This is a genomic window from Streptomyces sp. NPDC038280, from assembly GCF_055600045.1.
In genome coordinates, this window is record NZ_JBVJYZ010000001.1 from 578,056 (window position 1) to 602,172 (window position 24,117).

A 24,117-nucleotide genomic window follows, 5' to 3' on the forward strand; every position below is an offset into this window, starting at 1 on the left:
GCTGGGCTGCGCGGTCCGGAGCCGGCGTGCCGGGCCAAAGATCCGGGGGCCCGGACGGGGCGCCTCGCGGCCTCCGGCCGGCCGGGGCTGGGCGGTGCAGGGCGGCGTCCCGGCCGGACGGTCCGGACGCGGCGTGCCGGGCCAAAGGGTCCGGCCGTCGGCCGGGGCTGGGCGGTCCGGCGCGGCGTCCGGGCCTGGTGCCCGAAGGGCCTTCTGCGGTGCGCAGCGCCGTGGGCTGCCCCCGGCCAGGGGTTCGGGAAGGGGCGGGGTGGGGGAAAAGCCCCGCCCCGCCCGCACCGCTACGCCAGGAAGTCGCCCGCGATGTTCGACGCCACCTGCTCCAGCAGCGGGCCCGCGTTCGCGATGCACTTCGCCGTGTCCGGTTCCAGGTCCGTCAGCGGGTAGGCGCGCCGGATGCCCGCCTCGCTCAGGGCCTCCTTCGGGAGGGCCAGGCGGCCGCAGACCGCGACCACCTCCTTGCCCGCCGCACGGGCCGCCGCGGCGACACCCGCCGGGGCCTTTCCGTGGAGGGTCTGCTCGTCCAGGGAACCCTCGCCGGTGATGACGAGCGTCGCCCGCTCCAGCGCCGGCGCGAAGCCCAGCACGTCCAGCATCAGCTCGATGCCGGGACGGAAGCTCGCGCCGAGGCCGACGAGGGCGCCGTACCCGATGCCGCCCGCGCCACCCGCGCCCGGCGCCACCGCGCACTCCGCCGCCTTGGGCCCGATGGCCTTCTCCAGCACCGTCACGAAGTGCGAGAGCGCCGCGTCGAGGGTCTCGACGTCCTCGGGCGAGGCGCCCTTCTGCGGGCCGTAGACGGCCGGCGCGCCCTTCGGGCCGGTCAGCGGGTTGTCCACGTCGCTGGCGAGAACCAGGTCGACGTCCGCGAAACGGGGGTCGAGGCCGCTGAGGTCGGCCGTGGCGAGCTCCCGCAGGCCGCCGCCGCCGGGACCGACCGGCTCGCCGTCCGCCGTCAGGAACCGCGCGCCCAGCGCGGCCAGCATGCCGGCCCCGCCGTCCGTCGTCGCGCTGCCGCCGACGCCGAAGACGATCGTGCGGGCCCCCGCGTCCAGCGCCGCGCGCAGCAGCTCACCGGAGCCGTACGTCGTCGACGTCAGCGCCGCGAAGACCCCGGGGGGCAGCAGCTGGAGGCCCGACGCCTCCGCCATCTCGACGACCGCCGTGCCGTCCCGCAGGGCGTACGCGGCCGTCACCGGCTCGCCGAGCGGCCCGGTGACCCGTACCTCCCGGCGTTCGAAACCGGCCGCGACCGCCGCCGCGACGGTGCCGTCGCCGCCGTCCGCGACGGGCAATGTCTCCACTTCGAGCTCCGGGACGACCCGTCGCAGACCTTCGGTGACCCGCTCCGCGACCTGTACGGCCGTGAGCGAGCCCTTGAACTTGTCGGCCGCGACGAGCACGCGTGCGACCTCAGTTACTGCTCCGTCCGTCACCTTGCATCCCTTGCTTTCGAACAGGCAGTCGCGCCGAGGCAGACCCTATCCGTACCGTCAGACCACGTGCCACCCCCTCATAGACCGATATTCCTCTCCAAAGGAGGACGAAATGACCACAGGACTGATCGATCAAAGCGAGCCACCGAGCGCCACCGCCGTTCTTTCGGTAGACCGGATGTATGGGCCCACACACGACGGACCACCCCGTACGGACGCCCGTACGGACGCCGGACGGCCATGACCCGGAGGACTGGGTGCCCGAGGACGGTGCGCCCGACGCCGTACCGGAGGACTGGGCGCCGGAGGCCGGCGAGGCCAAGGAGGGCGTGCCCCGGGGCGCCGCCCTCGCGGACCGGATCCTCGGCGGCTGGAGCGGCCGTATCGCCGGGAACATGCTCGGCAAACCCGTCGAGCGCGGTGACTACTGGACCCCCGACCGCATCGACCGCTATCTGCGCCTCACCGACGCGCTCCCCCTGACCGACTACATCCCCCCTCCCCCGCCCGGCGCGACGGGCTTCGAGCTGCGGCCCGAGTGGCCCGAGTGCGTGCGGGGCCGCATCCACGGCAGCGCCCGCGACGACGACGTCGACTACGCGATCCTCGGCCTGCACCTGCTGGAGACGCACGGCTTCGGTTTCACCACCGAGCAACTGGGCCAGTTGTGGCTGCTGTGCCTGCCCTACCGGCAGACCTTCACCGCCGAGCGCGCCGCCTACCGCAATCTCGCGAACGGTCTGCGTCCCCCGGTCACCGCCACGTACGACAATCCGTACCAGGAGTGGATCGGCGCGCTCATCCGGGCCGACGTCTTCGGCTGGACCTCCCCCGGCGACCCCCGTCGCGCCGCCGCGCTGGCCCGGCGGGACGCGGTGCTCTCCCACACCGGCAACGGCGTCTACGGCGCGATGTGGGCCGCCTCCCTGGTGGCCGCCGCCTTCACCGCCCCCGGCCCGCGCGCCGCGATCGAGACGGCCCTGGAGCGGATCCCGGCGAGCAGCCGCCTCGCCAGGACGGTTCGGCACACGGTCGCGCTGTACGACGCGGGGGTCGCGTGGTCCGACACCCTAGTGGAGCTGGCGGAGGAGACGGGCCGGCTCGGTTGGATCCACGTCGTCCCGAACGCCGCCGTGATCACCGCCGGGCTGCTGTACGGGGAGGGCGACTTCACCCGGTCCATCGCGCTGACCGTGCGCGGCGGCCTGGACACCGACTCCAACGGTGCGACTGCGGGCTCCGTGGCGGGGGTGCTGTGTGGCGCGTCGGCGATCCCCGCCCAGTGGACGGACCCCCTGGAGGACCGCGTGCGCAGTGCGGTGTTCGGCTTCGACGGGGTACGGATCAGTGAACTGGCCGAGCGGACACTGCGGTTGGCCGTCGCGGCGGCGGCGCCCGGCTAGGGTGCCGGGTGTGACGACCACCGATTACGCCACGTACATCGCGGGGCTGCCCCGCGTCCTGGCCGGCGCCGCCGCCCTCTTCCGGGACGCGGAGGGTCGCGTCCTGCTCGTCGAGCCGAACTACCGGGAGGGCTGGACGCTGCCGGGCGGCACGATCGAGTCCGACCGGGGCGAGACCCCGCGTCAGGCGGCCCGGCGCGAGACGGCGGAGGAGATCGGCCTGGACGTGGAGCTGGGCCGGCTGCTCGCCGTCGACTGGGTTCCGGGAGCGTCCCGGCCGCCGCTCGCCGCGTACGTCTACGACGGCGGCGTGCTCGACGAGGAGCGGCTCACGGCGATCCGGCTGCAGGAGGACGAGCTCCTGTCCTGGAAGCTGGTGGCGCGCGAGGAGGTCACCGACTACCTGCTCCCCGCCATGGGGCGCCGCGTCCTGGCCGCGCTCGACGCGCTGGACACGGGCGCCGGCGCCGTCGAGCTGGAGAACGGCCACCCGCCGCGCTGACTCGCGGGCGCCGCCTTCGCCCTCAAGCCCTCGGGCGACCGCGTCGGCGGCGCGGGACCGGCCGCCCGGCCCCGGCGCCCCGTTCGGACCCGGTTCGCCCACCCGCCCCCGGGCGCCACTCCGTCGAGGCTGCCCCGCGCCGCCCCGGCGCTCACTCCCGGACGGCTTCAGCCGCGCCGGCCCCGGCGCCCCGTTCGGGACCGGCCGCCCGACCCCGACGCCCCATTGCGACACCAGGGCCCAGCCACCCCGGCCCCCACCCCGCGTCGCTCCGACGGAGGGCCAGCCGCCCCCGTTAATCGGCTCGCGGTGCCGCACCCCGCTGCATACGCTCCCCGCATGACTCTCGTCGCCATCCTCAGCGGCGCCGGCATCTCCACGGACTCCGGCATTCCCGACTACCGCGGGCCGGACGGGCTGTGGCGGCGTGACCCGGAGGCCGAGAAGCTCGTCACGTACGACTTCTACATGGCCGACCCGGAGATCCGGCGCCGTGCCTGGCGGATGCGGCGCGACAGCAAGGCGCTGCGCGCCGAGCCGAACGCCGCGCACCGGGCCATCGCCGAGCTGGACAAGGCGCCGGGCGTCGCCGTGCGGGTGATCACCCAGAACGTCGACGGCCTCCACCAGCTCGCGGGCCTTCCCGACCGAAAGGTCCTCGAACTCCACGGCACGGCACGCACGGTGGTCTGCACCGGCTGTCACGCGCGTTCCCCGATGACGGACGCGCTGGCCCGGGTCGCGGCGGGCGAGGAGGATCCGGCGTGCCTGGCGTGCGGGGGGATCCTCAAGTCGGCGACGGTGATGTTCGGACAGCGGCTCGACCCGGTCGTTCTCGGCGAGGCGCTGTCGATCGCGAAGGCCGCCGAGGTCTTCCTCGCCGTCGGCACGAGCCTGCAGGTCCAGCCGGCCGCCTCCCTCGCGGGCATCGCGGCCGACAACGGCGCCCGCCTGATCGTCGTCAACGCCCAGCCGACGCCCTACGACGACCGCGCCGCCGAGATCGTCCGCGAACCGATCGGCACCTCGCTGCCCGCTCTGCTGGAACGGCTGCGCGCAACAGGACGGTAGGCCACGCGGGACGGGGGCGTGGAAGAGGGCGCGGCGTTAGAAGAGGGCGTCCTCCGGCGCCCCGCTCTCGAAGGCGAGCAGGCGCTGCTTGCGGTCGAGCCCGCCTCCGTAGCCGGTGAGGCCGCCGCTCGCGCCGATGACGCGGTGGCACGGCACGATGATGCCGATGGGGTTCTTGCCGTTGGCGAGGCCGACCGCGCGGGAGGCCCCGGGGCTGCCGAGGCCGTCGGCGAGTTCACCGTAGGAGCGGGTCTCGCCGTACGGGATCGCCCGGAGCTGTTCCCAGACGCGGCGCTGGAAGTCGGTGCCGTCGAGGTGGAGCGGCAGGTCGAAGTCCCGTAGCTCACCGGCGAAGTAGGCGTCGAGCTGGCGGATCACCTCCGGGAAGGGGCCCGGGTCCGGGTCCCCGAAGGTCTCCTCGGCGGGGCGGTGGCGCTGGGCCACCATGTAGAGGCCGCTCAGGACCCCGTCCGTGGCGACGAGGGTCAGGGGGCCGTAGGGGCTGCCGACGACCGTGTACTGGCGGGACATCTCTGAACTTCCTTACAGGGGGAGGTGGTTGATGGGGTGGCTGTCCGTCGCCCAGAGGTACTGGACGGCGTACGCCCGCCAGGGCCTCCACGCCGCCGCGCGGCCCGTGAGCGCTGCCGGGGTGGACGGCAGGCCGAGACCGCCGGCCGCTCGGCGGACGCCGAGGTCGGACGGAAGGAACGCGTCCGGGTCGCCGAGGGCCCGCATCGCGATCACCTCCACCGTCCAGGGGCCGAAGCCGGGGAGGGTGAAGAGCCGGGCGCGGGCCTCCTCCCAGTCGCTGTCGACGCCGAGCCGGAGTGACCCGTCGGCCAGCGCCTCGACGAGGGTGAGCAGGGTGGTGCGGCGGCTGCGCGGCAGGGCCAGCGACTCGGGGTCGAGGGCGGCCAGCGCCTGTGGGGTCGGGAAGAGATGAGTGAGCCCGCCCTCGGAGTCCTCGACGGGGACGCCGTGCGCCGTGACCAGCCGGGCCGCGTGGGTGCGGGCCGCGGCCGTCGACACCTGCTGGCCGAGCACGGCCCGTACGGCGAACTCGGCGGCATCGACGGTACGCGGCACCCGCCTGCCCGGTGCCTTGTCGACGAGGGGCGCCAGCAGCGGGTCCGCCCGCAGCCGGTCGTCGATGGCGACCGGGTCGGCGTCCAGGTCGAGCAGCCGGCGGCAGCGGCTGATGGCGATCGTCAGATCGCGCGGGTCGGTCAGGGACAGGCGGCAGGCGATGTGGTCGGGCCGCGGGGCGAGGGCGACGATGCCGTGTCCGTAGGGGAGGTTCAGGGTGCGGCGGTAGGCGCCGTCGCGCCACTCCTCGACGCCGGGCACGGCGGTCGCGGCGAGGTGGCCGAAGAGGTTGTCGGGATTGAGCGGGGCACGGTACGGCAGCCGCAGCGTGATCACGCCCGGTGTGCCGGGGGCCGTCGCGGTGCCGCGCGCGGCGCGGGCGCGCAGGTCCCCCGGGGCGAGAGCGAAGACCTCGCGGACGGTGTCGTTGAACGTGCGGATCGAGGAGAACCCGGCGGCGAAGGCGATCTCCGCCATCTGCAGCCCCGTGGTCTCGACGAGCACCCGGGCGGTCTGGGCGCGCTGGGCGCGGGCCAGGGCGAGCGGGCCGGCGCCGAGCTCCGCCAGGAGCTGCCGTTCGATCTGCCGGGCGGAGTACCCGAGCCGGGCGGCCAGACCGGGTACGCCCTCCCGGTCGACGACTCCGTCCTGGATGAGCCGCATGGCGCGGGCGACGGCGTCGGCGCGGGCGTTCCACTCCGGCGAGCCGGGGCTGGTGTCGGGCCGGCACCGCTTGCAGGCGCGGAAACCGGCGCGCTGGCAGGAGGCGGCGCTCGGGTGGAAGACCATGTTCTCGGCCTTGGGCGGCACGACCGGGCAGCTGGGTCGGCAGTAGATCCGGGTGGTCAGGACAGCGGTGAAGAAGACGCCGTCGAACCGGGCGTCCTTGGACTGGACCGCTCTGACGCAGCGCTCGGTGTCGGTGTGCATGGGTCAAGCATCGACGACGACCCGGGGTGGGGCTGGCGAAAAAACGACATCAACCCTGGAGCGCCGGTCTCCCGGCTCACGCCCGCAGAAACGCCGACGGGGGCACGGGCGCGGACTCGCTGCGCGTTCGCGCGGTCACCCGCCGCCACGGGCGCGTGGAGTTGTTTCACGGGATCAGCCTCGGGCAGGCGCCCCGCGTATCCGAATCAGTCCTAACCTGGATATATCCGCAAGCCACGAGCCTGGGGGTCTCATCATGGAACTTGGCTTTCTGAAACCGCTCTTCGCCCGGCCAGGCCCCTGGGCGTCGGTCTATATCGACACCTCACGCGCGACGGAGGACGCGGTGAAGGTGCAGCAGTTGCGGGAGCGCTCGGTCGCGTCCCAGCTCATCGACGCCGGCGCCGACGCGTACACGGTCAGGGCGGTCATCGAGCGGCTCGCCCACGAACCCGTCTCCGGGGCACCCCCCGGCCGCGCGCTGTTCGCCTCCGGCGCCGAGGTCGTGCTCGACGTGCCGCTGGCGGTGAGCCCGCCCGCCGTCGAGGCGACCTGGTCGACCCTGCCGCACGTCTCGCCGCTCGCCGATCTCAAGGACGACGGGCCGGCGTGTCTGGTGGCCTACATCGACCGCACGGGAGCCGATCTGGAGCTGCGCGACGCCCACCACCGCGAGCCCATGGGCAAGGCGGACGGCAAGGAGCGGAGTGGCCGCGGGCACCGCAGCATGCCCGGCGACCGGTACGAGTGGCACTACCGCAACAAGGTCGAGAACAGCTGGAGCGAGACCGCCGAGGCCATCGCGGCCGAGATCATCAAGCAGTGGCCCGAGTGCGGTGCGGAGCTGCTGGTCCTGACGGGCGACTCACGCGAGCGCAGGGCCGTCCACAACCGGCTGCCCGAGCGGATCCAGACGGCCACCGTGGAGCTGGAGAGCGGCAGCAGGTCGCCGGGCTCCTCCAACAGCGCGCTGGACCGGCAGATCGAGCAGATCTGCGCGAGGGTCACGTACGACCGGATCGAAGGCGCTCTTGAGCGCTTCCGGATGGGCCGTGGCCGGCCCGGCGAGCACCGTGAGGCCTCGGTGGACACCGGGCCCGGGCATGCCGCCGAGGGCGTCCCCGCGGTCGTGGACGCCGCACGCAGCCACCAGGTCGCGACGCTGCTGCTCGCCCAGAACGCCTCCGACGCCGGTCGCGAGGTGTGGATCGGCCCCGGGGTCGACCAGGTCGCCGTGCAGCGCGGCGAGGCGCAGGCGATGGGCGTCGCCAAGCCCGAGCGGGCCCGCGCGGACGACGCTCTGCTGCGGGCCGCCGCGGCCGCCGACAGCGAGGTCCTCATGGTCCCGGCGGGCATGAACGGCCCGGCGGGCGGCCTCGGGGCGGTACTCCGGTGGACGGTGTGATCCGGAGCCGGAGAGGGGTACGGCGGTGGACCGCGTGAACCGGTTCGGTGCTGTGATGGACCGTACGAACCGGGCGTGGGCGCGGCCCGTTCCACCGCGCCGCTGACGCGAACGCCCCGCGTGGACCTCCTACGCGGGGCGTGGCGCTGCGAGCCGGTCAGGCGGGGCTGACGTTCTCCGCCTGCGGCCCCTTCGGGCCCTGAACGACATCGAACTGGACCTGCTGGCCCTCATTGAGTTCGCGGTACCCGGTGGTGGCGATGGCCGAGTAGTGGACGAACACGTCCGGGCCGCCGCCGTCCTGGGCGATGAAGCCGAAGCCCTTCTCCGCGTTGAACCACTTCACTGTGCCGGTAGCCATGCTGATCTCCTTCATGGGACGGGAGCGAGTCCCGCTTCGTGCGTTTCCGATCCGATCGTCATGGCCTCCAGGGTCCGGGGGCTGCAGACACTCCCATGGTGTCTCAACACGAGTGATACCTGAAGATTCCGGACACCCTCCCGGACCCCGGATTCGACCCTCGCCCGGCGGCGGCCGGCGGGTCAGCCGAGGTGGTCGGCGAACGTCTCGTACGCCTTCTCGTCGAAGAGCACGAACCGCACGTCGGTGACGGACGGCGGCGTGGCCTCACGGACCGTACGGACGGCGATCCGCGCGCCGTCGTCCATGGGCCAGCCGTAGATCCCCGTCGAGATCGCCGGGAAGGCGATGGACGTGGCGCCCAGCTCGCCCGCCACGCGCAGGGACTCGCGATAGCAGGACGCCAGCAGGTCCGAGCGGTCCTCGGTGGTGCTGTGGACCGGGCCGACGGTGTGGATCACCCACTGGGCGTGGAGGCGGCCCGCGGTGGTGGCGACGGCGCGGCCGGTCGCCAGGCCGCGCCCGTAGTGGGAGGCGCGGAGCCTGCGGCAGTCGGCGAGGATCTCGGGGCCCCCTCGGCGGTGAATAGCGCCGTCGACACCGCCGCCACCGAGCAGCGAGGAGTTCGCGGCGTTGACGATGGCGTCGACGCGCTGGTCGGTGATGTCGCCCCGGACCAGGGTGATCGTGGGCGTGGTCATCGCCTGCCTCCGTCGGTGGCGCGCAGATGGCGCCACACCGCCTTCGCCGCGTTGTGGCCGGACATGCCGTGCACGCCGGGGCCGGGCGGGGTCGCCGAGGAGCAGAGGAAGACCGCCGGGTGGGGCGTGTTGTACGGGAAGAGCGAGATCCGGGGGCGCAGGATCAGCTGGATACCGGTCGCCGCGCCGCAGGCGATGTCGCCGCCCACGTAGTTGGCGTTGCGCGCGGCCAGCTCGGGCGGGCCGGCGGTGGCGCGGGCCAGTACACGGTCCCGGAAGCCGGGGGCGAACCGCTCGATCTGCCGCTCGATGGCCTCGGTGAGGTCGCCGTCCCAGGCGTGCGGGACATGCCCGTACGCCCAGAACACGTGCTTGCCCGCAGGGGCGCGGGACGGGTCCACGAGGCTGGGCTGAGCGGTGATCAGGAACGGCGTCCTGGGCGGCGTCCCGCTGGACGCCTGGTCCAGGGCGGCGCCGATCTCGGCGCTCGTGGGGCCGATCTGCACGGTCCCGGCGTGACGGGGCTCCTCGGCGGTCCACGGCACCGGGCCGTCCAAGGCGTAGTCGATCTTGAAGACGCTCGCGCCGTAGCGGTACCTGTCGTAGGCCCCGCCGAAGCCGGCGATCCGCGCCAGGGCGGTCGGGGAGGTGTCGAAGACGTACGCACGGGCGGGCGGGAGGTCGTCGAGGCGCTTCACCTCGAAGTCGGTGTGGACGACGCCGCCGAGATCTTTCAGGTACGCGGCGAGCGCGTCGGAGACCGACTGCGAGCCGCCGCGTGGCATGGGCCAGCCGCCGGCGTGGGCCGCCAGCGCGAACATCAGGCCCACGGCGCCGGTGGCAAGGCCGTTCAGTGGTGCGATGACATGCGCGACGAGCCCCGCGAACAGGGCCCGCGCCTTCTCGTCCCGGAACCGGCGCATCAGCCAGCCGTACGGGGGCAGTCCGTCGATACCGAACCGGGCCAGGGTGACGGGGTCACGGGGCAGCGCGGTGAGCGGCAGCGACATGAAGTCCTGGGCGAGGGTGTCCCACTTGCCGAGATACGGGGCCACGAGGCGCCGGTACGCGCCGGCGTCGCGCGGCCCGAACGAGGCCGCCGTCTCGGCGACCGAGCGGGAGAGCACCGCGGCGGTGCCGTCGTCGAAGGGATGCGCCATGGGCAGTTCGGGGTGCAGCCACTTAAGGCCGTACCGGTCGAGCGGCAGCGCCTTGAACGCGGGCGAGCCGACACCGAGCGGATGGACGGCGGAACAGGGGTCGTGGCGGAAGCCGGGCAGCGTCAGCTCCTCGGTCCTCGCGCCGCCGCCCACGGTGTCCCGCGCCTCGAACACGGCGACGGAGAACCCTCGGCGGGCCAGTTCGACGGCGGCGGTGAGTCCATTGGGCCCCGCCCCCACGACGACGGCATCGAACATCGACGGCACCTTCGGACTCCTTTGTCAGCCGACGGCCAGGGTTCCCAGGATATTCCGGCGGGAGGCGGTACCCGTCACCCCGTCAGCAGTTCCAGGATCCGCCTCATGGTGGACGCGTCGCGCGCCGCCGTGAACGGCAGGGTGTTGCCGCCCGTGACACGGAAGGGCACGCCCGCGATCGTGCTCTGCGCGCCCCCGGCCTCCTCGACCAGGAGCAGACCCGCCGCGTGGTCCCAGGCGTACTCCCAGGAGAACGTGACCGCGTCCAGCGCGCCCCGGGCCACGCCCAGGTACTCCAGGCCCGCCGAGCCGCAGGGGCGGGCGCGGACGCCGTCGGCGTTCAGTCCCAGCAGCGCCCGCTTCTGGTCGGGGGTGGTGTAGTCGGGATGGGACATCGCGACCTCCAGGACCGCTCCGGGGGCCGGCGCCCCGGCCCGTATCGGCTCGCCGTTCAGCCGCGCCCCTCCGCCGCGTATCGCGATCGCCATCTCCTCCAGCGCCGGCGCGTACGTCCAGGAGGCGAACACCTCACCGCCCTGCGCGAGCGCGACGAGCGAGCAGAAGCCCGGCTCGCCGTGGACGAACTGCCGGGTGCCGTCGACCGGGTCGACGATCCACACGGGGGCGTCGCCGCCCAGCGCCGCGTACACCGCCGGATCGGCGTGGACGGCCTCCTCGCCGACCACCACGGAGCCCGGGAGCAGCGCGGTGAGCGAGGCGGTCAGATGCTCTTCGGCGGCGCGGTCGGCGACCGTCACCAGGTCGTGAGGGCCGTTCTTCTCGACGATCTCGTGGGCGGCGAGCTGCCGGTACCGCGGCATGATCTCGGCGGCGGCCGCCTTGCGGACCGCCTCCTCTACGTCGGACAGATCACCGGCAAGGAAGTCTTCGATCATGCGTCCAGCTAAGCACGGACCGCTGACAACGCGGGGTGCGTTCGGCTCCCCGTCCCGTAACGTCCCCGTCCCCCGGTGTTCCGGTCAGCGGCCGTTGGAGGAGAAGTGCTGGTAGTCGGGCGCGTGCCAGCGGCCGCCCCACAGCCAGTCGATCGCGGCGAACGCCGTGGTGATCACGTCCCCAGGCTGGATCATGCCCATGACGTCCTGGTCCCGGTCCAGATTCCGCTCGCCGGCGGCGGGATGGACCTTGCCGTTCAGATCGACGTACGGGTTCTCCAGCGGGTTGATGTCGATGGCGTCGCCATAGGCGTGCTGGGAGATGTGGCGCGGATCGCCGGTCACCTGACGGCAGTTGAAGCCGGAGGTGTTGTCGGCGGCCATCGAGGCGGGGTCGCTGCTGCCGTACTCCGCGACGACCTTCATCCGGCGGATGGGGAAGTGCTCGGCGAAGGCCTTGTCGAAGACGGAGAGGACGGGCGTGACCACGTTCTTGTGGACGATCAGCTCGCCGCGGTGGACGGCGCCGTCGAAGCCCCAGTGGTTCATGGAGATCAGTCGGAGATCCCCGGGCGGGACGGGGCAGCCCGCGCGGTACGACGACCCGAGCTTCGCCGCGGACACCCCTCCGACGAGGGCGGCGAGACCGGATGCACGGGCCTCGACGGCCGCGGGGCGGGCGAGGGCGGGGACCAGCGTCAGGGGCAGGGCCAGAGCTGCTGCGACACCTCGGAGGTCGTTTCGCACTTTTTCACACTAGATCCAGATGCCGGACCCGGCCCCTCGCCGTCAGCCACGCCGCCCCGCCGTCCGGTCGCCGCCCCCGCGTCACCCCCGCCCCGCCCCGTCCCGCTCCCACCCCGTCCCGCGCGGGCGATCACACGGCGGCAAGATCCGGTGTCTTCGCGAACCACCGACGCTCGTCCTCCAGTTGAGCCGCGAGAGAGATGAGCAGTTCCTCGCTGCCGTACGGCCCGAGGAGCTGCGCGCCCACCGGAAGGCCCTCGGACGTGAACCCCGCCGGGACATTCACCCCCGGCCAGCCCAGGACGTTCCAGGGCCAGGCATACGGGCAGGCCGCGGCCATCGTCAGATCCGTGCGCCAGGCGGGCATGCCGTCGAAGGTCCCGACGCGCGGCGGCGGCGCGGCGGTCGTCGGGGCGAGCACCACGTCGTACGTGTCGAAGATCGCGCCGATCCTGCCGTGCTGGCGCCCTTCGCGGGCCCTGGCGGCGCGCAGGACCCGGCCACCGAGGCGGCGTCCGGTGCGGGTGGCGCTGCGGGTGCGGGGATCGAGGAGGGAGGGCTCGGGGTGGCGGTCGGCGTAGGCGGCGATGCCGGCGGTGGCGCGCGGCAGGAAGCTGAGGCCGATCAGGCCGTAGCGGGGGCGGGCCTCCTCGACGGTGTGCCCCAGGCGGGCGAGGCTGTCGGCGAGACCGGTGACGGCCCGGCGTATGTCCGGGTGGAGCGGGTTGCGGGTGGCGGTGAACGCCGAGCGCAGGGCGACCGCGATCCGCAGCCTGCCCGGCTCGCGGCGCGCCGCGGCCGACGCGTCGATCGCCCGCACCGGGGCGTCCTCGGTTCCGCTGACGGCGTCGAGCAGCAGGGCGGCGTCGGCGACCGTACGGGCGAGGGGCCCGTTGACGGTGAGCCCTTCGAAGCAGTCGGTGTACGGATGGACGGAGACCCGGCCGCGCTGCGGTTTGATGCCGACGAGATGGGTCCAGGCGGCCGGGATGCGGATGGAGCCGGCGCCGTCCGAGCCGAGCGCGGCGGGCACGAGCCCGGCCGCGACGGCGGCGGCCGAACCGCCCGAGGACCCTCCGGGGGTGTGTTCGGTCGACCAGGGGTTGCGGGTGGCGCCGAAGGCGGGGCCCTCGGTGAAGGGCCACTGGCCGAGCTCGCACGAGTTGGTCTTGCCGACGACGACCGCTCCCGCGGCGCGCAGCCGGCGGACCACTTCGCCGTCGGCGACGGCCGGTGGAAGGTCTCCGGCGCAGCCGAAGGCGGTGGGCAGACCGGCCACATCGGTGTCGTCCTTGACGGCGACGGGCACGCCGAGCAGCGGCAGCCTCTCCCCGGCCGCCAGCCTGCGGTCGGCCGCCGCGGCCTCCCGCAGGGCCTCTTCGGCGCGTACGAGCCGGAAGGCGTTGAGGGTGGTCCGAGTCGCCTCGATCCGGTCGAGCGACGCGGCGACGAGGGCGGCGGACGAGGCCTCCCCGTCCGCCAACTTCCTTGCCTGCTCGGCCAGTCCCATGAACTCGTCGTCGGCCACGGCCGCCCCGCCTCCCTGTCGTCGCCACGAACGACAGGGACATTACTCGCGCGTAACCTCGCTGTCAGCCGATCGACCGAGGGCCGTCAGCGCCACGTACAGCACCAGTGACGCCGCGAGTCCCACGGCCCAGCCGTAGTCGGCGAGCGGTTTCAGGAACGGAACGAGCCCGTCGGCGGGGAAGGGTCCCTTGCCCGGCGCCGAGTGCGAGCCCCCGATGGCGAGGACACCGCCCACCGCGAAGGCGGCGACCGCGCGCGGGTTCCAGCCGCCCACGTACCAGTAGCGGCCCCCGGCCCGGTAGAGGTCCCGCAGGTCGAGGGCGGTCCGGCGGACGATCCAGTAGTCGGCGATGAGAATGCCGGCGACCGTGCCGAGGAGTCCGCCGACCAGCCCGAGCCAGGTGAAGATGTACAGCTCGGGCGTCTGCGTCAGCTTCCAGGGCATGATCAGTACCCCCACGACACCCGTGATGAGCGCACCCCTGCGGAAGTTGACGATCTTGGGCGCGAGGTTGGCGAGGTCGTACGCGGGAGAGACGACGTTCGCCGCGATGTTCACCGAGATGGTGGCGACGAGCACGGTCACCAGCGCGAACAGCAGCCCGAAGACGTTGTCGGTCTTGGCGGCCAGCTGGACCGGGTCCCAGACCGCCGCCCCGTACACCGCCTGCGAGCCCGAGGTCACGAAGACCGAGAGCAGGGCGAAGAGCGTCATCGTGGTGGGCAGCCCGAGGGTCTGCCCCCAGATCTGGGCCCGCTGCCCGGCCCCGAAGCGGGTGAAGTCGGGGATGTTGAGGGAGAGAGTCGACCAGAAGGCGATCATTCCCATCAACGACGGGAAGAAGACCGGCCAGAAGTCGGCGCCCCAGCCCAGCTTCGACGGCTGGTCGAGCAGCGGCCCGGGACCGCCCGCCTTGACCGCGATCCACACCAGCAGGGCCAGCGCGCCGACGATGACGAAGGGCGCGGCCCAGTTCTCGAAGCGCCGCAGCGCCTCCATCCCCCGGTAGATGATGGCCAGTTCGAGCGCCCAGAAGATCACGAAGCACACCCAGAGGGTCCACGGCTGACCGCCGATCCGCGAGACCTCCGCCCAGCCGCCGAAGATCTTGCCCAGCAGCACGAAGATGCCCTGCCCGCCGATCCAGGTCTGGATGCCGAACCAGGCGCAGGCCACACCGGCCCGGATCAGCGCCGGCAGATTGGCGCCGCGCAGCCCGAACGACGCCCGGGCCAGGACGGGGAACGGAATGCCGTACTTGGGTCCCGCGTGGCCGGTCAACAGCATCGGCACCAGGACGACGACATTGGCCAGACCGATGGTGAACACCGCTTGTTTCCAGTCCATGCCGAGGGCGACGAGCCCCGAGGCGAGCAGCCAGGACGGGATGTTGTGGGCCATGCCGACCCAGAGTGCGGCGAAGTTGTACGTGGTCCAGCGGCGGCGGGCCACCGGCACGGGCAGCAGGTCGTCGTTGACGAAGCGGCTGTCGGCCGGCGCAGCGCCGGGGACGAGCTCGACGCGGCCCCGCGGGTCGGACACCTGGGAGGGGCCCGGTGGGACGGTTGTGTTCATGGCGGCGGAACCCTTCGTTCGGGGACGGAACGAGGCCGTGCGGGCAGGGGGTTCGGCGTGGGGGGTGCGTTGCTGATGGGGCCGGGACGGTCGGGGTGGGGGCGGTGGCCTCGCCGGGGCCGGGGTTCAGCGGTTGACGGCGGGGATGATCTCGTCGCCGTACGCGTCGATCACGGCCTCCCGCGCGTCGTGCATGGCGTACACCGCGAACTGGTCGACACCCAGCTCCCGCAGCGCCTTCAGCCGCTCGATGTGCGCGGCGGGCGGGCCCAGCAGACAGAACCGGTCGACGATCTCGTCGGGCACGAAGTGCGTGGACGGGTTGTCCGCGCGGCCGTGGTGGCTGTAGTCGTACCCCTCGCGGGCCTTGATGTACGCGGTGAGGGCCTCGGGCACGAGCCCGGAGTGCTCGCCGTACCGGGAGACGAGGTCCGCGACGTGATTGCCCACCATTCCGCCGAACCACCGGCACTGTTCGCGGGCGTGCGCGAGGTCGTCACCGACGTACGCGGGCGCGGCGACGCAGATGGTGACCGCGTCGGGGTCCCGCCCGGCGTCGGCCGCCGCGGACCGTACCGCCTTGACCATCCACTCCGTCAGGAAGGGGTCGGCGAGCTGGAGGATGAACCCGTCGGCCTTCTGTCCGGCCAGCGCCAGCGCCTTGGGCCCGTAGGCCGCCATCCACACCGGGAGCTTCCCGTCGCGTACCCAGGGCAGCCGCAGGGGCTGCCCGTCGACGACGGCCTCACGGCCCTCGGCGAGGTCGCGGATCACGCCGATCGCCTCGCCGAGCCGGGCCAGGGTGTTGGGCTTGCGGCCGGCGACGCGCATCGCGGAGTCGCCCCGGCCGATCCCGCACACGGTCCGGTTGCCGTACATGTCGTTGAGGGTGGCGAAGGTGGAGGCGGTGACCTCCCAGGTCCTGGTGCCCGGGTTGGTGACCATCGGGCCGATGGTCATCTTCGTCGTGTGTTCCAGGATCCTGCTGTAGATGACGAAGGGTTCCTGCCAGAGCACGGCCGAGTCGAAGGTCCAGCCGTAGCGGAAGCCGTTGCGTTCCGCGCGCCGCATCAGACCGACGACCTCCGAGGCCGGCGGGTCGGTCTGCAGGACGAGTCCGAAGTCCACGTCGGGGACCTCCTAGTTCAGATACTGGCAGGTGGCACGGGGGGTGAAGCAGCCATGGCCGGCGCGTCCGGTGAACTGCCTCCGGTCGATGACGGGTTCGCCGCGCGAGAGGACCGTCTCCACCTGGCCGGTGACGGTCTTGCCCTCGTACGCCGAGTAGTCGACGTTCATGTGGTGGGTGGTGACCGAGAGGGTCTGCTGGACATGGGGGTCGTAGATGACGACGTCGGCGTCGGCGCCGGGCGCGATGGTGCCCTTCTTCGGGTAGAGGCCGAACATCCGGGCCGGGGTGGCGCAGGCGATCTCGATCCAGCGGCGGCGGCCGATGTGGCCGTCGACGACGGCCTGGTGGAGCAGGTCCATCCGGTTCTCGACGCCCGGCAGACCGTTGGGGATCTTCGAGAAGTCACCGCGGCCGAGCTCCTTCTGACCCGTGAAGCAGAAGGGACAGTGGTCGGTGGAGACGACCTGGAGGTCGTTGGTGCGCAGCCCGCGCCAGAGCGCCGCCTGGTGCTCCCTGGGCCGCAGCGGTGTCGAGCAGACGTACTTGGCGCCTTCGAAGTCGGGCTCGGCGAGGTTGTCGGTGGAGAGGAAGAGGTACTGGGGGCAGGTCTCGCCGAAGACGGGAAGGCCCTTGTCGCGGGCCGCGGCGAGCTCGGCGACGGCTTCCTCCGCCGACACGTGCACGACGTAGAGGGGCGCCCCGGCGACCCGGGCGAGCTGGATCGCGCGGTGGGTCGCCTCCGCCTCCAGGAGGGCCTTGCGGACTTCCCCGTGGAAGCGGGGGTCGGTCTCGCCGCGGGCCAGGGCCTGTTCCACGAGGACGTCGATGGCGATGCCGTTCTCGGCGTGCATCATGATCAGCCCGCCGTTGGCGGAGGAGCGCTGCATGGCGCGCAGGATCTGTCCGTCGTCGCTGTAGAAGACGCCGGGGTAGGCCATGAAGAGCTTGAAGGAGGTGATGCCCTCCTGGACGAGCAGGTCCATCTCCTTGAGCGAGGACTCGTTGACGTCGGAGAGGATCATGTGGAAGCCGTAGTCGATGGCGCAGACGCCGTCGGCCTTGGCGTACCAGGCGTCGAGCCCTTCGCGCACGGAGTGGCCGACGCTCTGCACGGCGAAGTCGACGATGGTGGTGGTGCCGCCCCACGCGGCGGCGCGGGTCCCGGTCTCGAAGGTGTCGGAGGCGAAGGTCCCGCCGAAGGGCAGTTCCATATGGGTGTGTGCGTCGACGCCGCCCGGGATGACGTACTTGTCGGTGGCGTCGATGGTCCGGTCCGCGGTCCAGGAGGCGGCGGCGTCGGACCCGTGCGCGGCGAGGGCGGCGATCCGGCCATCCTCGATGAGGACGTCGGCGTGGAGTTCGTCCGCGGCGGTGATGACCAGACCGCCGCGGATCAGGGTGCGGGTACTCACGGGTCTCCCCCTCGATTGAGGTGAACTAGACGGTCCACAGGGCTCGTTCGAGGATCGCGGCGCCCTCCTCGGCCTCGGCGACGGTGAGCGAGAGGGGCGGGGCGATCCGCAGGGCGGTGGTGCTGTGGCCGCCTCCCTTGCCGATCAGCAGGCCGCCTTCGCGGGACGCCTCCAGGACCGCCGCGGCGGCCTCGGGGTGGGGCTCGTCGGTACCGGGCTTCACCAGCTCCATGCCGATCATCAGACCGCGGCCACGCACTTCCCGTACGCACTCGACGCCCGCGCCGATGGCGCGCAGCCGCTCGATGAGCAGACCGCCGACGCGGCGGGCGTTGCCCTGGAGGTCGTGCTCGAGGAGGTAGGAGAGGTTGGCGAGGCCGGCGGCCATGGTGACCGGGGAGCCGCCGAAGGTGGAGATGGAGTTGGCGTCGAGACAGTTCATGAGCTCGGCGCGGGCGACGACCCCGCCGACGGACATGCCGTTGCCGATGCCCTTGGCGAAGGTGAGGATGTCCGGCGGGCCGCTCGCGCCGTGCGCCTGCCAGCCCCAGAAGTGATCGCCGGTGCGGCCCCAGCCCGTCTGCACCTCGTCGGCGATCCACAGGATGCCGTGGCGGTGGAGCACCTCACGGAAGGCCGCGTAGAGACCGTCGGGCGGGGAGGTGAAGCCGCCGACGCCCTGGATGGGCTCGGCGATCAGCGCGGCGATGTCACGGGTGTGGCCGAGCAGGTCCTCCAGGTCCGCGACGCACGCGTCGATGAACCGGGCATCCGAGAGATGCGCGTAGGGGCCGCGGGTGCGGACACCGCCGTGGACGTACAGCGTCTGGAGCGGAGAGAGGCCCGTCGGGGACCAGGCGCGGTTGCCGGTGATGCCGACCGCGCTGAAGGAACGGCCGTGGTAGCTGTTGCGCATCGCCAGGATCTGGTTGGAGCGGCGGTACGCGGTCGCGAGGAGAAGCGCGGTGTCGTTGGCCTCGGTGCCCGAGGTGGTGAAGAAGACGCGGGCGTCCGGGATGCCGGAGAGGGTCGCGACGCGCTCGGCGAGTTCGACCATCGGGCGGTTGAGGTAGAGCGTGGAGGAGTGAATGATCCGCCCGGCCTGGTCGCTCACCGCCTTGGTGACCTCGGGCAGGGCGTGGGCGGTCATCGTGGTGAGGATGCCGCCGAAGAAGTCCAGGTACTTGTTGCCCTCGGCGTCCCAGACGTGGCGGCCCTCGCCGTGGGTGATCTCGATGGGCTGCTTGTAGTACAGGGCGACCCAGTCGGGGAGCACGGCGCGGTGGCGGTCGTAGAGGGCCGGGTGGGCGTCGGGCGGGGGCAGAGGTGTCACGGCTGCACCAGCCCGTCGTAGGCGTCGGGGCGGCGGTCCCGGTAGAAGGCCCACTGCCGGCGCACGTCCTCGATGAGGTCGAAGTCGAGGTCGCGGACGAGGAGTTCCTCCTCCTTGTCGGAGGCGACATCGCCGACGAACTGGCCGCGCGGGTCGACGAAGTAGCTGGTGCCGTAGAAGTCGTTGTCGCCGTACTCCTCCTGGCCGACGCGGTTGATCGCGGCGACGAAGTACTCGTTGGCGACGGCGGCGGCCGGCTGCTCCAACTGCCAGAGGTAGCCGGAGAGACCACGGGAGGTCGCGGACGGGTTGTAGACCAACTGTGCCCCATTGAGACCGAGTTGGCGCCACCCCTCCGGGAAGTGGCGGTCGTAGCAGATGTAGACGCCCACCTTGCCGACGGCGGTGTCGAAGACGGGCCAGCCCGCGTTGCCCGGCCTGAAGTAGTACTTTTCCCAGAAGCCCCTCACCTGGGGGATGTGGTGCTTGCGGTACTTCCCGAGGTAGGTGCCGTCGGCGTCGATCACGGCCGCGGTGTTGTAGTAGAAGCCCGCGTCCTCGACCTCGAAGACGGGGACGACGATCACCATGCCGGTCTCGCGGGCGAGCTCCCGCATGCGGCTGACGGTCGGGCCGTCGGGTACGGGCTCCGCCCAGCGGTAGTGCTCCGGCTCCTGCACCTGGCAGAAGTACGGCGCGTTGAACACCTCTTGGAAACCGATGACCTTGGCGCCCTGGCGGGCCGCCTCGCGGGCGTGCTCCTCATGCTTGGCGATCATGGATTCGGTGTCGCCGGTCCAGGTCGCCTGGACGAGGGCGGCGCGTACGACAGTGGCCATGAGCTGCTCCTTCGGCACGGCGTCAGAGAGCCTCTACGCACGTAGACGCGGTGCGTAGGAGGAGAACGTAAGCCCCGTCACAACGCGGAGCAAGACCGCCGCCGTGAACCAGCGGAGTCGATCATGTTTCATACCCGAGTGGTCCACATCGGACACATAAGGGCACCCTCGGTAGCCTCCCCGGACCCCTGCGTAGCCTCAGGCGGAGAGGAGTCCCGCGACGCGCAGCGCGTGGACGAGGTCCCGCTCGCGCGGCGGGGACACCTCACGTGCGGCGTCGAGCAGTTGCGGGACGAGCCGGTGGGGGTCGGCGGCGGCGAGCCGGGCGCTGTCCTCGGGCGTGCGCGTCCGCACGAAGGCCGACAGCAGACCGCGGGCCTCACGCGCGCGGCCCCCCTCGGCCAGGGCGAGCACGGCTCCGGCGATCTCCTCGGCGGTGCGGGCGATGCCCTGGCGCAGCAACTGCCCGGCGTCGTCGACCCGTCCGGCGTCGGCGAGCACCCCGGCGACGGCGGCGAGCCGCTCGGGCGGCAGCGAGGCCGCCTCCCACAGGAGGGTGCCCCAGTCCGCGCCGAGCCCGGCGCGGTGCAGCTCGTGCGCGAGCGGCGGCAGGGACAGGGGGTCCCCTGCGGCGGCCTCGCAGAGCACCGCGTGCGCCTCCCCGCCGCGCCCCTCGGCCCGCAGCTGTACGAGCGTGCCGACGATCGCCGCCGCGGCGCGACGGGCGGTGACGGGGTCGGGGGCGGGAGGGGGTACCTGCGGGGGCGCCACCTGCGCGCCGCCCCCGAATCGCGCCCCCTTCGGCGCCGCCCCTGCCACCGGCAACCCGGGCGCCTGCTGGGGCACGGGCACCGCCCCCTGATCGTCCGTTTCCTCCAGCCATGCGTACCGGGCTCCCCGGGGCCGCCGCTTGGACCCGGGACGCCGGCGGTGGGCTCGGGGTTCGTGGGCATGGGGCTCGGGGGCGTGGGGCTGGGGGGCGTGGGGTTCTCGGGCTCGGGGTTCGCGGGCGTGAGACTCGCGTGCCGGAGGTTCGGGGGCGTGGGGGTGGCGGCCGGGCGCGGTGTTGGCGCCCGTCACGAGTTCGGCGGTCCCCGCTTCCGGGGGCGCCGACAGGGCTGCCAGACGGGCCCGGAGTTCCGTCGCACGGGCCGCCGCGCGGGCCACGTCGTCGTGGGCCCAGGCCAGGTCCTGGGTCAGCCGGTCCACGTTCGCGGAAGCCGGGGCGGCGGCCAGGAGGGCGGTCAGTTCCTCGGCGCGACCCGCCGCCCGAGCGCGCTCGCGTTCCATCAGGTCGAGCCGCGCCCACAGCGCCTCGTGGCCGCCGGGACGGCGGTCGTGGACGGTTGCCGCCGCCGCGTGGAGGGACCGCGCCCGCGCCTCCCAGGCCTCCGCCGACTCCGGTCCCCCTGCCTCCGCGAGGTCGTGGAGAAGGGCCTCGACGACGTCCCACGGAAGGACCTCGGCCCCCTCGAAGCAGGCCCGCAGCCCGTGCGGATCGCGGGCCCCGAAGACTCCGTACCAGCCGCCTCCCGGGTCCAGCAGGCTCGCGAGTTCTCGCAGACAGCGCGCGAACGCGTCCATCTCCGACGGGAGTTGCTTCTCCGTCATCCCTGCCCCTGCCCCGCTCGACGGGAGTCTTCCGGTCCGCAGGCATTCGACCCCAGGCGTGTTACGCCACGGCTACAGGGAGTTTTCGTCTCAGAACTTCACGGCGATCCCGGTGTGCGGCCGGGCGCCCCGCCGGGCGATCGCCGCCGGCACGTCGACGAGCCAGAACTGCCAGGTGTACTTGCGGGCGAGCAGCCGCCGTACGGCCCTCATCTCGGATCCCTCCATCAGCCGCGCGGTGCCCTCGGCGCTCGGCGCGCCCTCGGCCGTGCGGCCGCGCACGTCGCAGGGGGTGACGACGACGCGCGGGTCGTTGCGCAGCCGCTTGACCTTCCAGGAGTCGGACCGGGTCCACACGATCAGCCGGCCGCCCCCACCACCGTCGCCTCCGTCCACCGCGAACCACACGGGCGTGGCGACGGGCGTTCCGTCCTTGCGGAAGGTCGTGAGACTGACATAGCGGCCGCGCCGCAGCTCCTCGGGAATCATGCCGCGAGACTACGCAGCCCCCGCGGCGCCGTAGGTCCGCGGGCCCCCGGACTCCCCGTACGCCTGCCTGGCATCGACGATCTCCGGGACGTGCGCGCGGGCCCAGTCGCAGGCGGTGTCCAACGGGCCGAGAAGCGAGCGGCCGAGCGCGGTCAGGGCGTATTCGACGCGGGGCGGGTTCTCGTCGTGGACGGTCCGGGTCAGGAAGCCGTTGCGCTCCATCGAGCGGAGCGTCTCGGTGAGGACCTTGGGGGTGATCCAGTGCAACGGCACACGCAGTTCGGTGAAGCGGCGCGGGCCGCTCTCCAGAACACGCAGGACCATCCCGGTCCACTTGTCGCCGACCCGGAACGGCTGCGCCCGGTCTCCGCAGTCGGGGTCGTCGAACATGCCCGCGTCCAGGGGCTCCGATCGGGGGTCATCCACGTGCTCGCTCATCCGTCCGACGCTAGCCCAGTACCGTTGAAGTAACCAGGCACCCCCGTTCTAACTTCTCCCCATGAGCAACGACATCATCATTTTCGGAGCGGGTGGACGGGTCGGCCGGGCGGCCGTGGCGGAGGCGGTGGCCCGTGGCCACCGGGTGACGGCGGTGGTCCGCGACCCCGCCAAGCACGTGGACCTGGGCGGCGACCACGTCACGGTCGTACAGGGGGATGTGACCGATCCGGCGTCGGTGGCGGCGCTGGCAGCGGGCCACGACGCGGCGCTGAACGCGTCGGCGCGGCTGGACATCCCGTCGGAGGAGTACTTCACGGCAGCGGCCAAGGCCCTGATCGAGGGGCTGGCGCGGGCAGGCGTCCGGCGGCTGCTGACGCTGGGCATCGCGACGACGCTGGAGACGGCGCCGGGCGTACGCATCATGGACGCACCGGAGTTCCCCGAGGCGTGGCGGGCGTTCGCGCAGGGCCATGTCGCGGAGTTCGAGCTGCTGGGCACGGCGGGGCCGGAGCTCGACTGGCTGATGGTCGTGCCGCCGCTGGACCTCAACGCGGACGCCGAGCCCACCGGGGCCTACCGGACGGCGGTCGGGACGGTCCTGGACGGCCCGGGCCGGATCGCGCACGCGGACCTCGCCCTGGCGCTGCTGGACGAGATCGAGACGCCGCGCCACAGCCGCGTCCAGTTGGCCGTCTCGGTCTAGACGGGCTGGAGGGCCGCCCGTACGAGGAGTTCGTCCAGGGAGAGCCCCAGTACCCCCGCCACCGCCGCGACGGTGAAGAAGGCGGGGGTCGGGGCGCGGCCGGTCTCGATCTTGCGGAGGGTCTCGGCGGAGAGTCCGGCGGTCGCGGCGACGTCGACCATGCTCCGCGTACCGCGCGCCTCGCGCAGCAACCGGCCGAGCCGCTCGCCGCGTTCGCGCTCTTCGGGGGTCAGGGGCGTACGAACCATGCCGTCATTCTAATACCGCTCACCCCTCCCTGGACCGGTATAGTAATTGGCATGGTGGAAATCAAGACCGACGCCGCCCTGGACGCCATGCGGGTCTCCGGACGGATCGTCGCCCATGCCCTCGCCGCCGCCCGTGACGCGGCGGCTCCCGGTGTTCCCCTGCGCGCGCTCGACGAGGCGGCCCGTGGCGTCCTGCGGGAGGCGGGCGCGGGCTCGCCCTTCCTCGACTACCACCCGGGGTGGGCCCCGGTCCCGTTCCCCGCGGTCGTCTGTGTCTCCGTCAACGACGCGATCGTGCACGGCATCCCCGACGACCTCCGGATCGGCGACGGCGACCTGGTCAGCATCGACTGCGGCGCCGTCCTCGACGGCTGGGTCGGCGACGCGGCCATCAGCTTCACGGTGGGTCGCGCCCGCCCCGAGGACACCCGGCTGATCGACACCGCCTACGCCGCCCTGGAGGCGGGGATCGCCGCCGCCGTCGTCGGCAACCGGATCGGCGACATCGCCCACGCCGTCGGCCGGGTCTGCCGCACCGCCGGGTACGGCATCCCCGACGGCTACGGCGGCCACGGCGTGGGCCGCACGATGCACGAGGACCCGGGCGTCCCCAACGAGGGTCGCCCGGGCCGCGGGATGCCGCTGCGCCACGGCATGGTGCTGGCCATCGAACCGATGCTGATCGCGGGCGGCGGCGACGACCACTACACGGCCCGCGACGGCTGGACCGTCCGTACGCTCGACGGCAGCCGCGCGGCCCACACCGAGCACACGGTGGCGATCACCCACGACGGACCCCGCGTCCTCACCGCGCCGTAACGGCGCC

At 72.9% G+C, this 24,117-nt stretch carries 24 protein-coding genes; 6 read left to right on the top strand and 18 right to left on the bottom strand.

What is annotated here, in order from left to right:
* Nucleotides 1-299 precede the first annotated feature (299 nt).
* Nucleotides 300-1,454, bottom strand: coding sequence for a glycerate kinase (locus ACZ7J0_RS02505; RefSeq protein ID WP_470883217.1), 1,155 nt, complete (start codon nt 1,452-1,454; stop codon nt 300-302).
* Nucleotides 1,455-1,636: 182 nt separating this feature from the next.
* Between ACZ7J0_RS02505 and ACZ7J0_RS02510 the strand changes: the two genes are divergently transcribed.
* The 3 genes from ACZ7J0_RS02510 to ACZ7J0_RS02520 all read left to right on the top strand — a co-directional run bounded on the left by ACZ7J0_RS02510 (nt 1,637) and on the right by ACZ7J0_RS02520 (nt 4,430).
* A complete protein-coding gene (locus ACZ7J0_RS02510) occupies nt 1,637-2,857 on the top strand; it encodes an ADP-ribosylglycohydrolase family protein (RefSeq protein ID WP_470883219.1) in 1,221 nt (406 codons plus the stop codon).
* A gap of 10 nt (nt 2,858-2,867) precedes the next feature.
* Nucleotides 2,868-3,359, top strand: a complete 492-nt coding sequence (locus tag ACZ7J0_RS02515; protein WP_470883221.1) for an NUDIX domain-containing protein — start codon at nt 2,868-2,870, stop codon at nt 3,357-3,359.
* Nucleotides 3,360-3,698: 339 nt separating this feature from the next.
* Nucleotides 3,699-4,430, top strand: coding sequence for an SIR2 family NAD-dependent protein deacylase (locus ACZ7J0_RS02520; RefSeq protein ID WP_470883223.1), 732 nt, complete (start codon nt 3,699-3,701; stop codon nt 4,428-4,430).
* A 36-nt stretch (nt 4,431-4,466) separates the two neighbouring features.
* Here the strand turns inward: ACZ7J0_RS02520 and ACZ7J0_RS02525 are convergent, their stop codons facing one another.
* Both ACZ7J0_RS02525 and ACZ7J0_RS02530 read right to left on the bottom strand, forming a co-directional pair.
* Nucleotides 4,467-4,961 carry a methylated-DNA--[protein]-cysteine S-methyltransferase gene (locus tag ACZ7J0_RS02525; RefSeq protein WP_470883224.1) on the bottom strand — a complete coding sequence of 165 codons (495 nt, stop codon included), beginning with the start codon at nt 4,959-4,961 and terminating at the stop codon, nt 4,467-4,469.
* A gap of 12 nt (nt 4,962-4,973) precedes the next feature.
* Nucleotides 4,974-6,449: an AlkA N-terminal domain-containing protein gene (locus ACZ7J0_RS02530; RefSeq protein ID WP_470883226.1), complete on the bottom strand. Its 1,476-nt coding sequence runs from the start codon at nt 6,447-6,449 to the stop codon at nt 4,974-4,976.
* Nucleotides 6,450-6,705: 256 nt separating this feature from the next.
* Between ACZ7J0_RS02530 and ACZ7J0_RS02535 the strand changes: the two genes are divergently transcribed.
* Nucleotides 6,706-7,854, top strand: a complete 1,149-nt coding sequence (locus tag ACZ7J0_RS02535) for a baeRF2 domain-containing protein (RefSeq protein ID WP_470883227.1) — start codon at nt 6,706-6,708, stop codon at nt 7,852-7,854.
* A gap of 157 nt (nt 7,855-8,011) precedes the next feature.
* Here ACZ7J0_RS02535 and ACZ7J0_RS02540 read toward each other — a convergent pair whose 3' ends face one another.
* The 14 genes from ACZ7J0_RS02540 to ACZ7J0_RS02605 form a co-directional block, all read right to left on the bottom strand.
* Nucleotides 8,012-8,215 (bottom strand): cold-shock protein, encoded by a 204-nt coding sequence (locus ACZ7J0_RS02540; RefSeq protein WP_470883229.1) that lies wholly within the window; start codon nt 8,213-8,215, stop codon nt 8,012-8,014.
* Between the two features lie 182 nt (nt 8,216-8,397).
* On the bottom strand, nt 8,398-8,916 hold the full coding sequence (locus tag ACZ7J0_RS02545) for an O-acetyl-ADP-ribose deacetylase (RefSeq protein ID WP_470883231.1): 519 nt from the start codon (nt 8,914-8,916) through the stop codon (nt 8,398-8,400).
* Entirely contained in the window at nt 8,913-10,343 is a 1,431-nt protein-coding gene (locus tag ACZ7J0_RS02550; protein WP_470883233.1) for a phytoene desaturase family protein, read from the bottom strand. The genes ACZ7J0_RS02545 and ACZ7J0_RS02550 overlap by 4 nt, the downstream gene beginning before the upstream one ends.
* A gap of 65 nt (nt 10,344-10,408) precedes the next feature.
* Complete coding sequence (locus ACZ7J0_RS02555; RefSeq protein WP_470883235.1) at nt 10,409-11,230, bottom strand: inositol monophosphatase family protein; 822 nt, start codon at nt 11,228-11,230, stop codon at nt 10,409-10,411.
* A gap of 84 nt (nt 11,231-11,314) precedes the next feature.
* On the bottom strand, nt 11,315-11,977 hold the full coding sequence (locus ACZ7J0_RS02560) for a M15 family metallopeptidase (protein ID WP_470883237.1): 663 nt from the start codon (nt 11,975-11,977) through the stop codon (nt 11,315-11,317).
* 130 nt (nt 11,978-12,107) lie between these two features.
* Nucleotides 12,108-13,505, bottom strand: coding sequence for an amidase (locus tag ACZ7J0_RS02565; RefSeq protein WP_470883239.1), 1,398 nt, complete (start codon nt 13,503-13,505; stop codon nt 12,108-12,110).
* 42 nt (nt 13,506-13,547) lie between these two features.
* Entirely contained in the window at nt 13,548-15,083 is a 1,536-nt protein-coding gene (locus ACZ7J0_RS02570) for an NCS1 family nucleobase:cation symporter-1 (protein WP_470883240.1), read from the bottom strand.
* A 126-nt stretch (nt 15,084-15,209) separates the two neighbouring features.
* Nucleotides 15,210-16,211 (bottom strand): TIGR03842 family LLM class F420-dependent oxidoreductase, encoded by a 1,002-nt coding sequence (locus tag ACZ7J0_RS02575; RefSeq protein ID WP_470883241.1) that lies wholly within the window; start codon nt 16,209-16,211, stop codon nt 15,210-15,212.
* 12 nt (nt 16,212-16,223) lie between these two features.
* The gene (hydA, locus tag ACZ7J0_RS02580) at nt 16,224-17,627 is read right to left on the bottom strand and encodes a dihydropyrimidinase (protein ID WP_470883248.1); all 1,404 of its coding nucleotides are present in this window, start codon (nt 17,625-17,627) and stop codon (nt 16,224-16,226) included.
* Between the two features lie 25 nt (nt 17,628-17,652).
* Nucleotides 17,653-18,960, bottom strand: coding sequence for an aspartate aminotransferase family protein (locus ACZ7J0_RS02585; protein ID WP_470883249.1), 1,308 nt, complete (start codon nt 18,958-18,960; stop codon nt 17,653-17,655).
* On the bottom strand, nt 18,957-19,799 hold the full coding sequence (locus tag ACZ7J0_RS02590; protein WP_470883251.1) for a nitrilase-related carbon-nitrogen hydrolase: 843 nt from the start codon (nt 19,797-19,799) through the stop codon (nt 18,957-18,959). The genes ACZ7J0_RS02585 and ACZ7J0_RS02590 overlap by 4 nt, the downstream gene beginning before the upstream one ends.
* 198 nt (nt 19,800-19,997) lie before the next feature.
* Complete coding sequence (locus tag ACZ7J0_RS02595) at nt 19,998-21,410, bottom strand: UL36 very large tegument protein (RefSeq protein ID WP_470883253.1); 1,413 nt, start codon at nt 21,408-21,410, stop codon at nt 19,998-20,000.
* A 90-nt stretch (nt 21,411-21,500) separates the two neighbouring features.
* Nucleotides 21,501-21,899 carry a PPOX class F420-dependent oxidoreductase gene (locus ACZ7J0_RS02600; protein WP_470883255.1) on the bottom strand — a complete coding sequence of 133 codons (399 nt, stop codon included), beginning with the start codon at nt 21,897-21,899 and terminating at the stop codon, nt 21,501-21,503.
* 9 nt (nt 21,900-21,908) lie between these two features.
* Nucleotides 21,909-22,337, bottom strand: coding sequence for a winged helix-turn-helix transcriptional regulator (locus tag ACZ7J0_RS02605; RefSeq protein ID WP_470883257.1), 429 nt, complete (start codon nt 22,335-22,337; stop codon nt 21,909-21,911).
* A gap of 61 nt (nt 22,338-22,398) precedes the next feature.
* Between ACZ7J0_RS02605 and ACZ7J0_RS02610 the strand changes: the two genes are divergently transcribed.
* Nucleotides 22,399-23,043 carry an NAD(P)-dependent oxidoreductase gene (locus ACZ7J0_RS02610; RefSeq protein ID WP_470883259.1) on the top strand — a complete coding sequence of 215 codons (645 nt, stop codon included), beginning with the start codon at nt 22,399-22,401 and terminating at the stop codon, nt 23,041-23,043.
* Here ACZ7J0_RS02610 and ACZ7J0_RS02615 read toward each other — a convergent pair.
* The gene (locus ACZ7J0_RS02615) at nt 23,040-23,291 is read right to left on the bottom strand and encodes a helix-turn-helix domain-containing protein (protein ID WP_470883260.1); all 252 of its coding nucleotides are present in this window, start codon (nt 23,289-23,291) and stop codon (nt 23,040-23,042) included. The genes ACZ7J0_RS02610 and ACZ7J0_RS02615 overlap by 4 nt on opposite strands.
* Nucleotides 23,292-23,342: 51 nt before the next feature.
* Here ACZ7J0_RS02615 and map point away from each other — a divergent pair, with 51 nt between their 5' ends.
* Complete coding sequence (gene map / locus ACZ7J0_RS02620) at nt 23,343-24,110, top strand: type I methionyl aminopeptidase (protein WP_470883262.1); 768 nt, start codon at nt 23,343-23,345, stop codon at nt 24,108-24,110.
* Nucleotides 24,111-24,117 lie beyond the last annotated feature (7 nt).

Excerpts from the sequence above, each read along its gene's own strand:
- ACZ7J0_RS02510 (WP_470883219.1), top strand. The coding sequence starts at position 1,637 with ATGGGCCCACACACGACGGACCACCCCGTACGGACGCCCGTACGGACG.
- ACZ7J0_RS02520 (WP_470883223.1), top strand. The coding sequence starts at position 3,699 with ATGACTCTCGTCGCCATCCTCAGCGGCGCCGGCATCTCCACGGACTCC.
- ACZ7J0_RS02525 (WP_470883224.1), bottom strand. The coding sequence starts at position 4,961 with ATGTCCCGCCAGTACACGGTCGTCGGCAGCCCCTACGGCCCCCTGACC.
- ACZ7J0_RS02530 (WP_470883226.1), bottom strand. The coding sequence starts at position 6,449 with ATGCACACCGACACCGAGCGCTGCGTCAGAGCGGTCCAGTCCAAGGAC.
- ACZ7J0_RS02535 (WP_470883227.1), top strand. The coding sequence starts at position 6,706 with ATGGAACTTGGCTTTCTGAAACCGCTCTTCGCCCGGCCAGGCCCCTGG.
- ACZ7J0_RS02540 (WP_470883229.1), bottom strand. The coding sequence starts at position 8,215 with ATGGCTACCGGCACAGTGAAGTGGTTCAACGCGGAGAAGGGCTTCGGC.
- ACZ7J0_RS02545 (WP_470883231.1), bottom strand. The coding sequence starts at position 8,916 with ATGACCACGCCCACGATCACCCTGGTCCGGGGCGACATCACCGACCAG.
- ACZ7J0_RS02555 (WP_470883235.1), bottom strand. The coding sequence starts at position 11,230 with ATGATCGAAGACTTCCTTGCCGGTGATCTGTCCGACGTAGAGGAGGCG.
- ACZ7J0_RS02570 (WP_470883240.1), bottom strand. The coding sequence starts at position 15,083 with ATGAACACAACCGTCCCACCGGGCCCCTCCCAGGTGTCCGACCCGCGG.
- ACZ7J0_RS02590 (WP_470883251.1), bottom strand. The coding sequence starts at position 19,799 with ATGGCCACTGTCGTACGCGCCGCCCTCGTCCAGGCGACCTGGACCGGC.
- ACZ7J0_RS02595 (WP_470883253.1), bottom strand. The coding sequence starts at position 21,410 with ATGACGGAGAAGCAACTCCCGTCGGAGATGGACGCGTTCGCGCGCTGT.
- ACZ7J0_RS02600 (WP_470883255.1), bottom strand. The coding sequence starts at position 21,899 with ATGATTCCCGAGGAGCTGCGGCGCGGCCGCTATGTCAGTCTCACGACC.
- ACZ7J0_RS02605 (WP_470883257.1), bottom strand. The coding sequence starts at position 22,337 with ATGAGCGAGCACGTGGATGACCCCCGATCGGAGCCCCTGGACGCGGGC.
- ACZ7J0_RS02610 (WP_470883259.1), top strand. The coding sequence starts at position 22,399 with ATGAGCAACGACATCATCATTTTCGGAGCGGGTGGACGGGTCGGCCGG.
- ACZ7J0_RS02615 (WP_470883260.1), bottom strand. The coding sequence starts at position 23,291 with ATGGTTCGTACGCCCCTGACCCCCGAAGAGCGCGAACGCGGCGAGCGG.
- map (WP_470883262.1), top strand. The coding sequence starts at position 23,343 with ATGGTGGAAATCAAGACCGACGCCGCCCTGGACGCCATGCGGGTCTCC.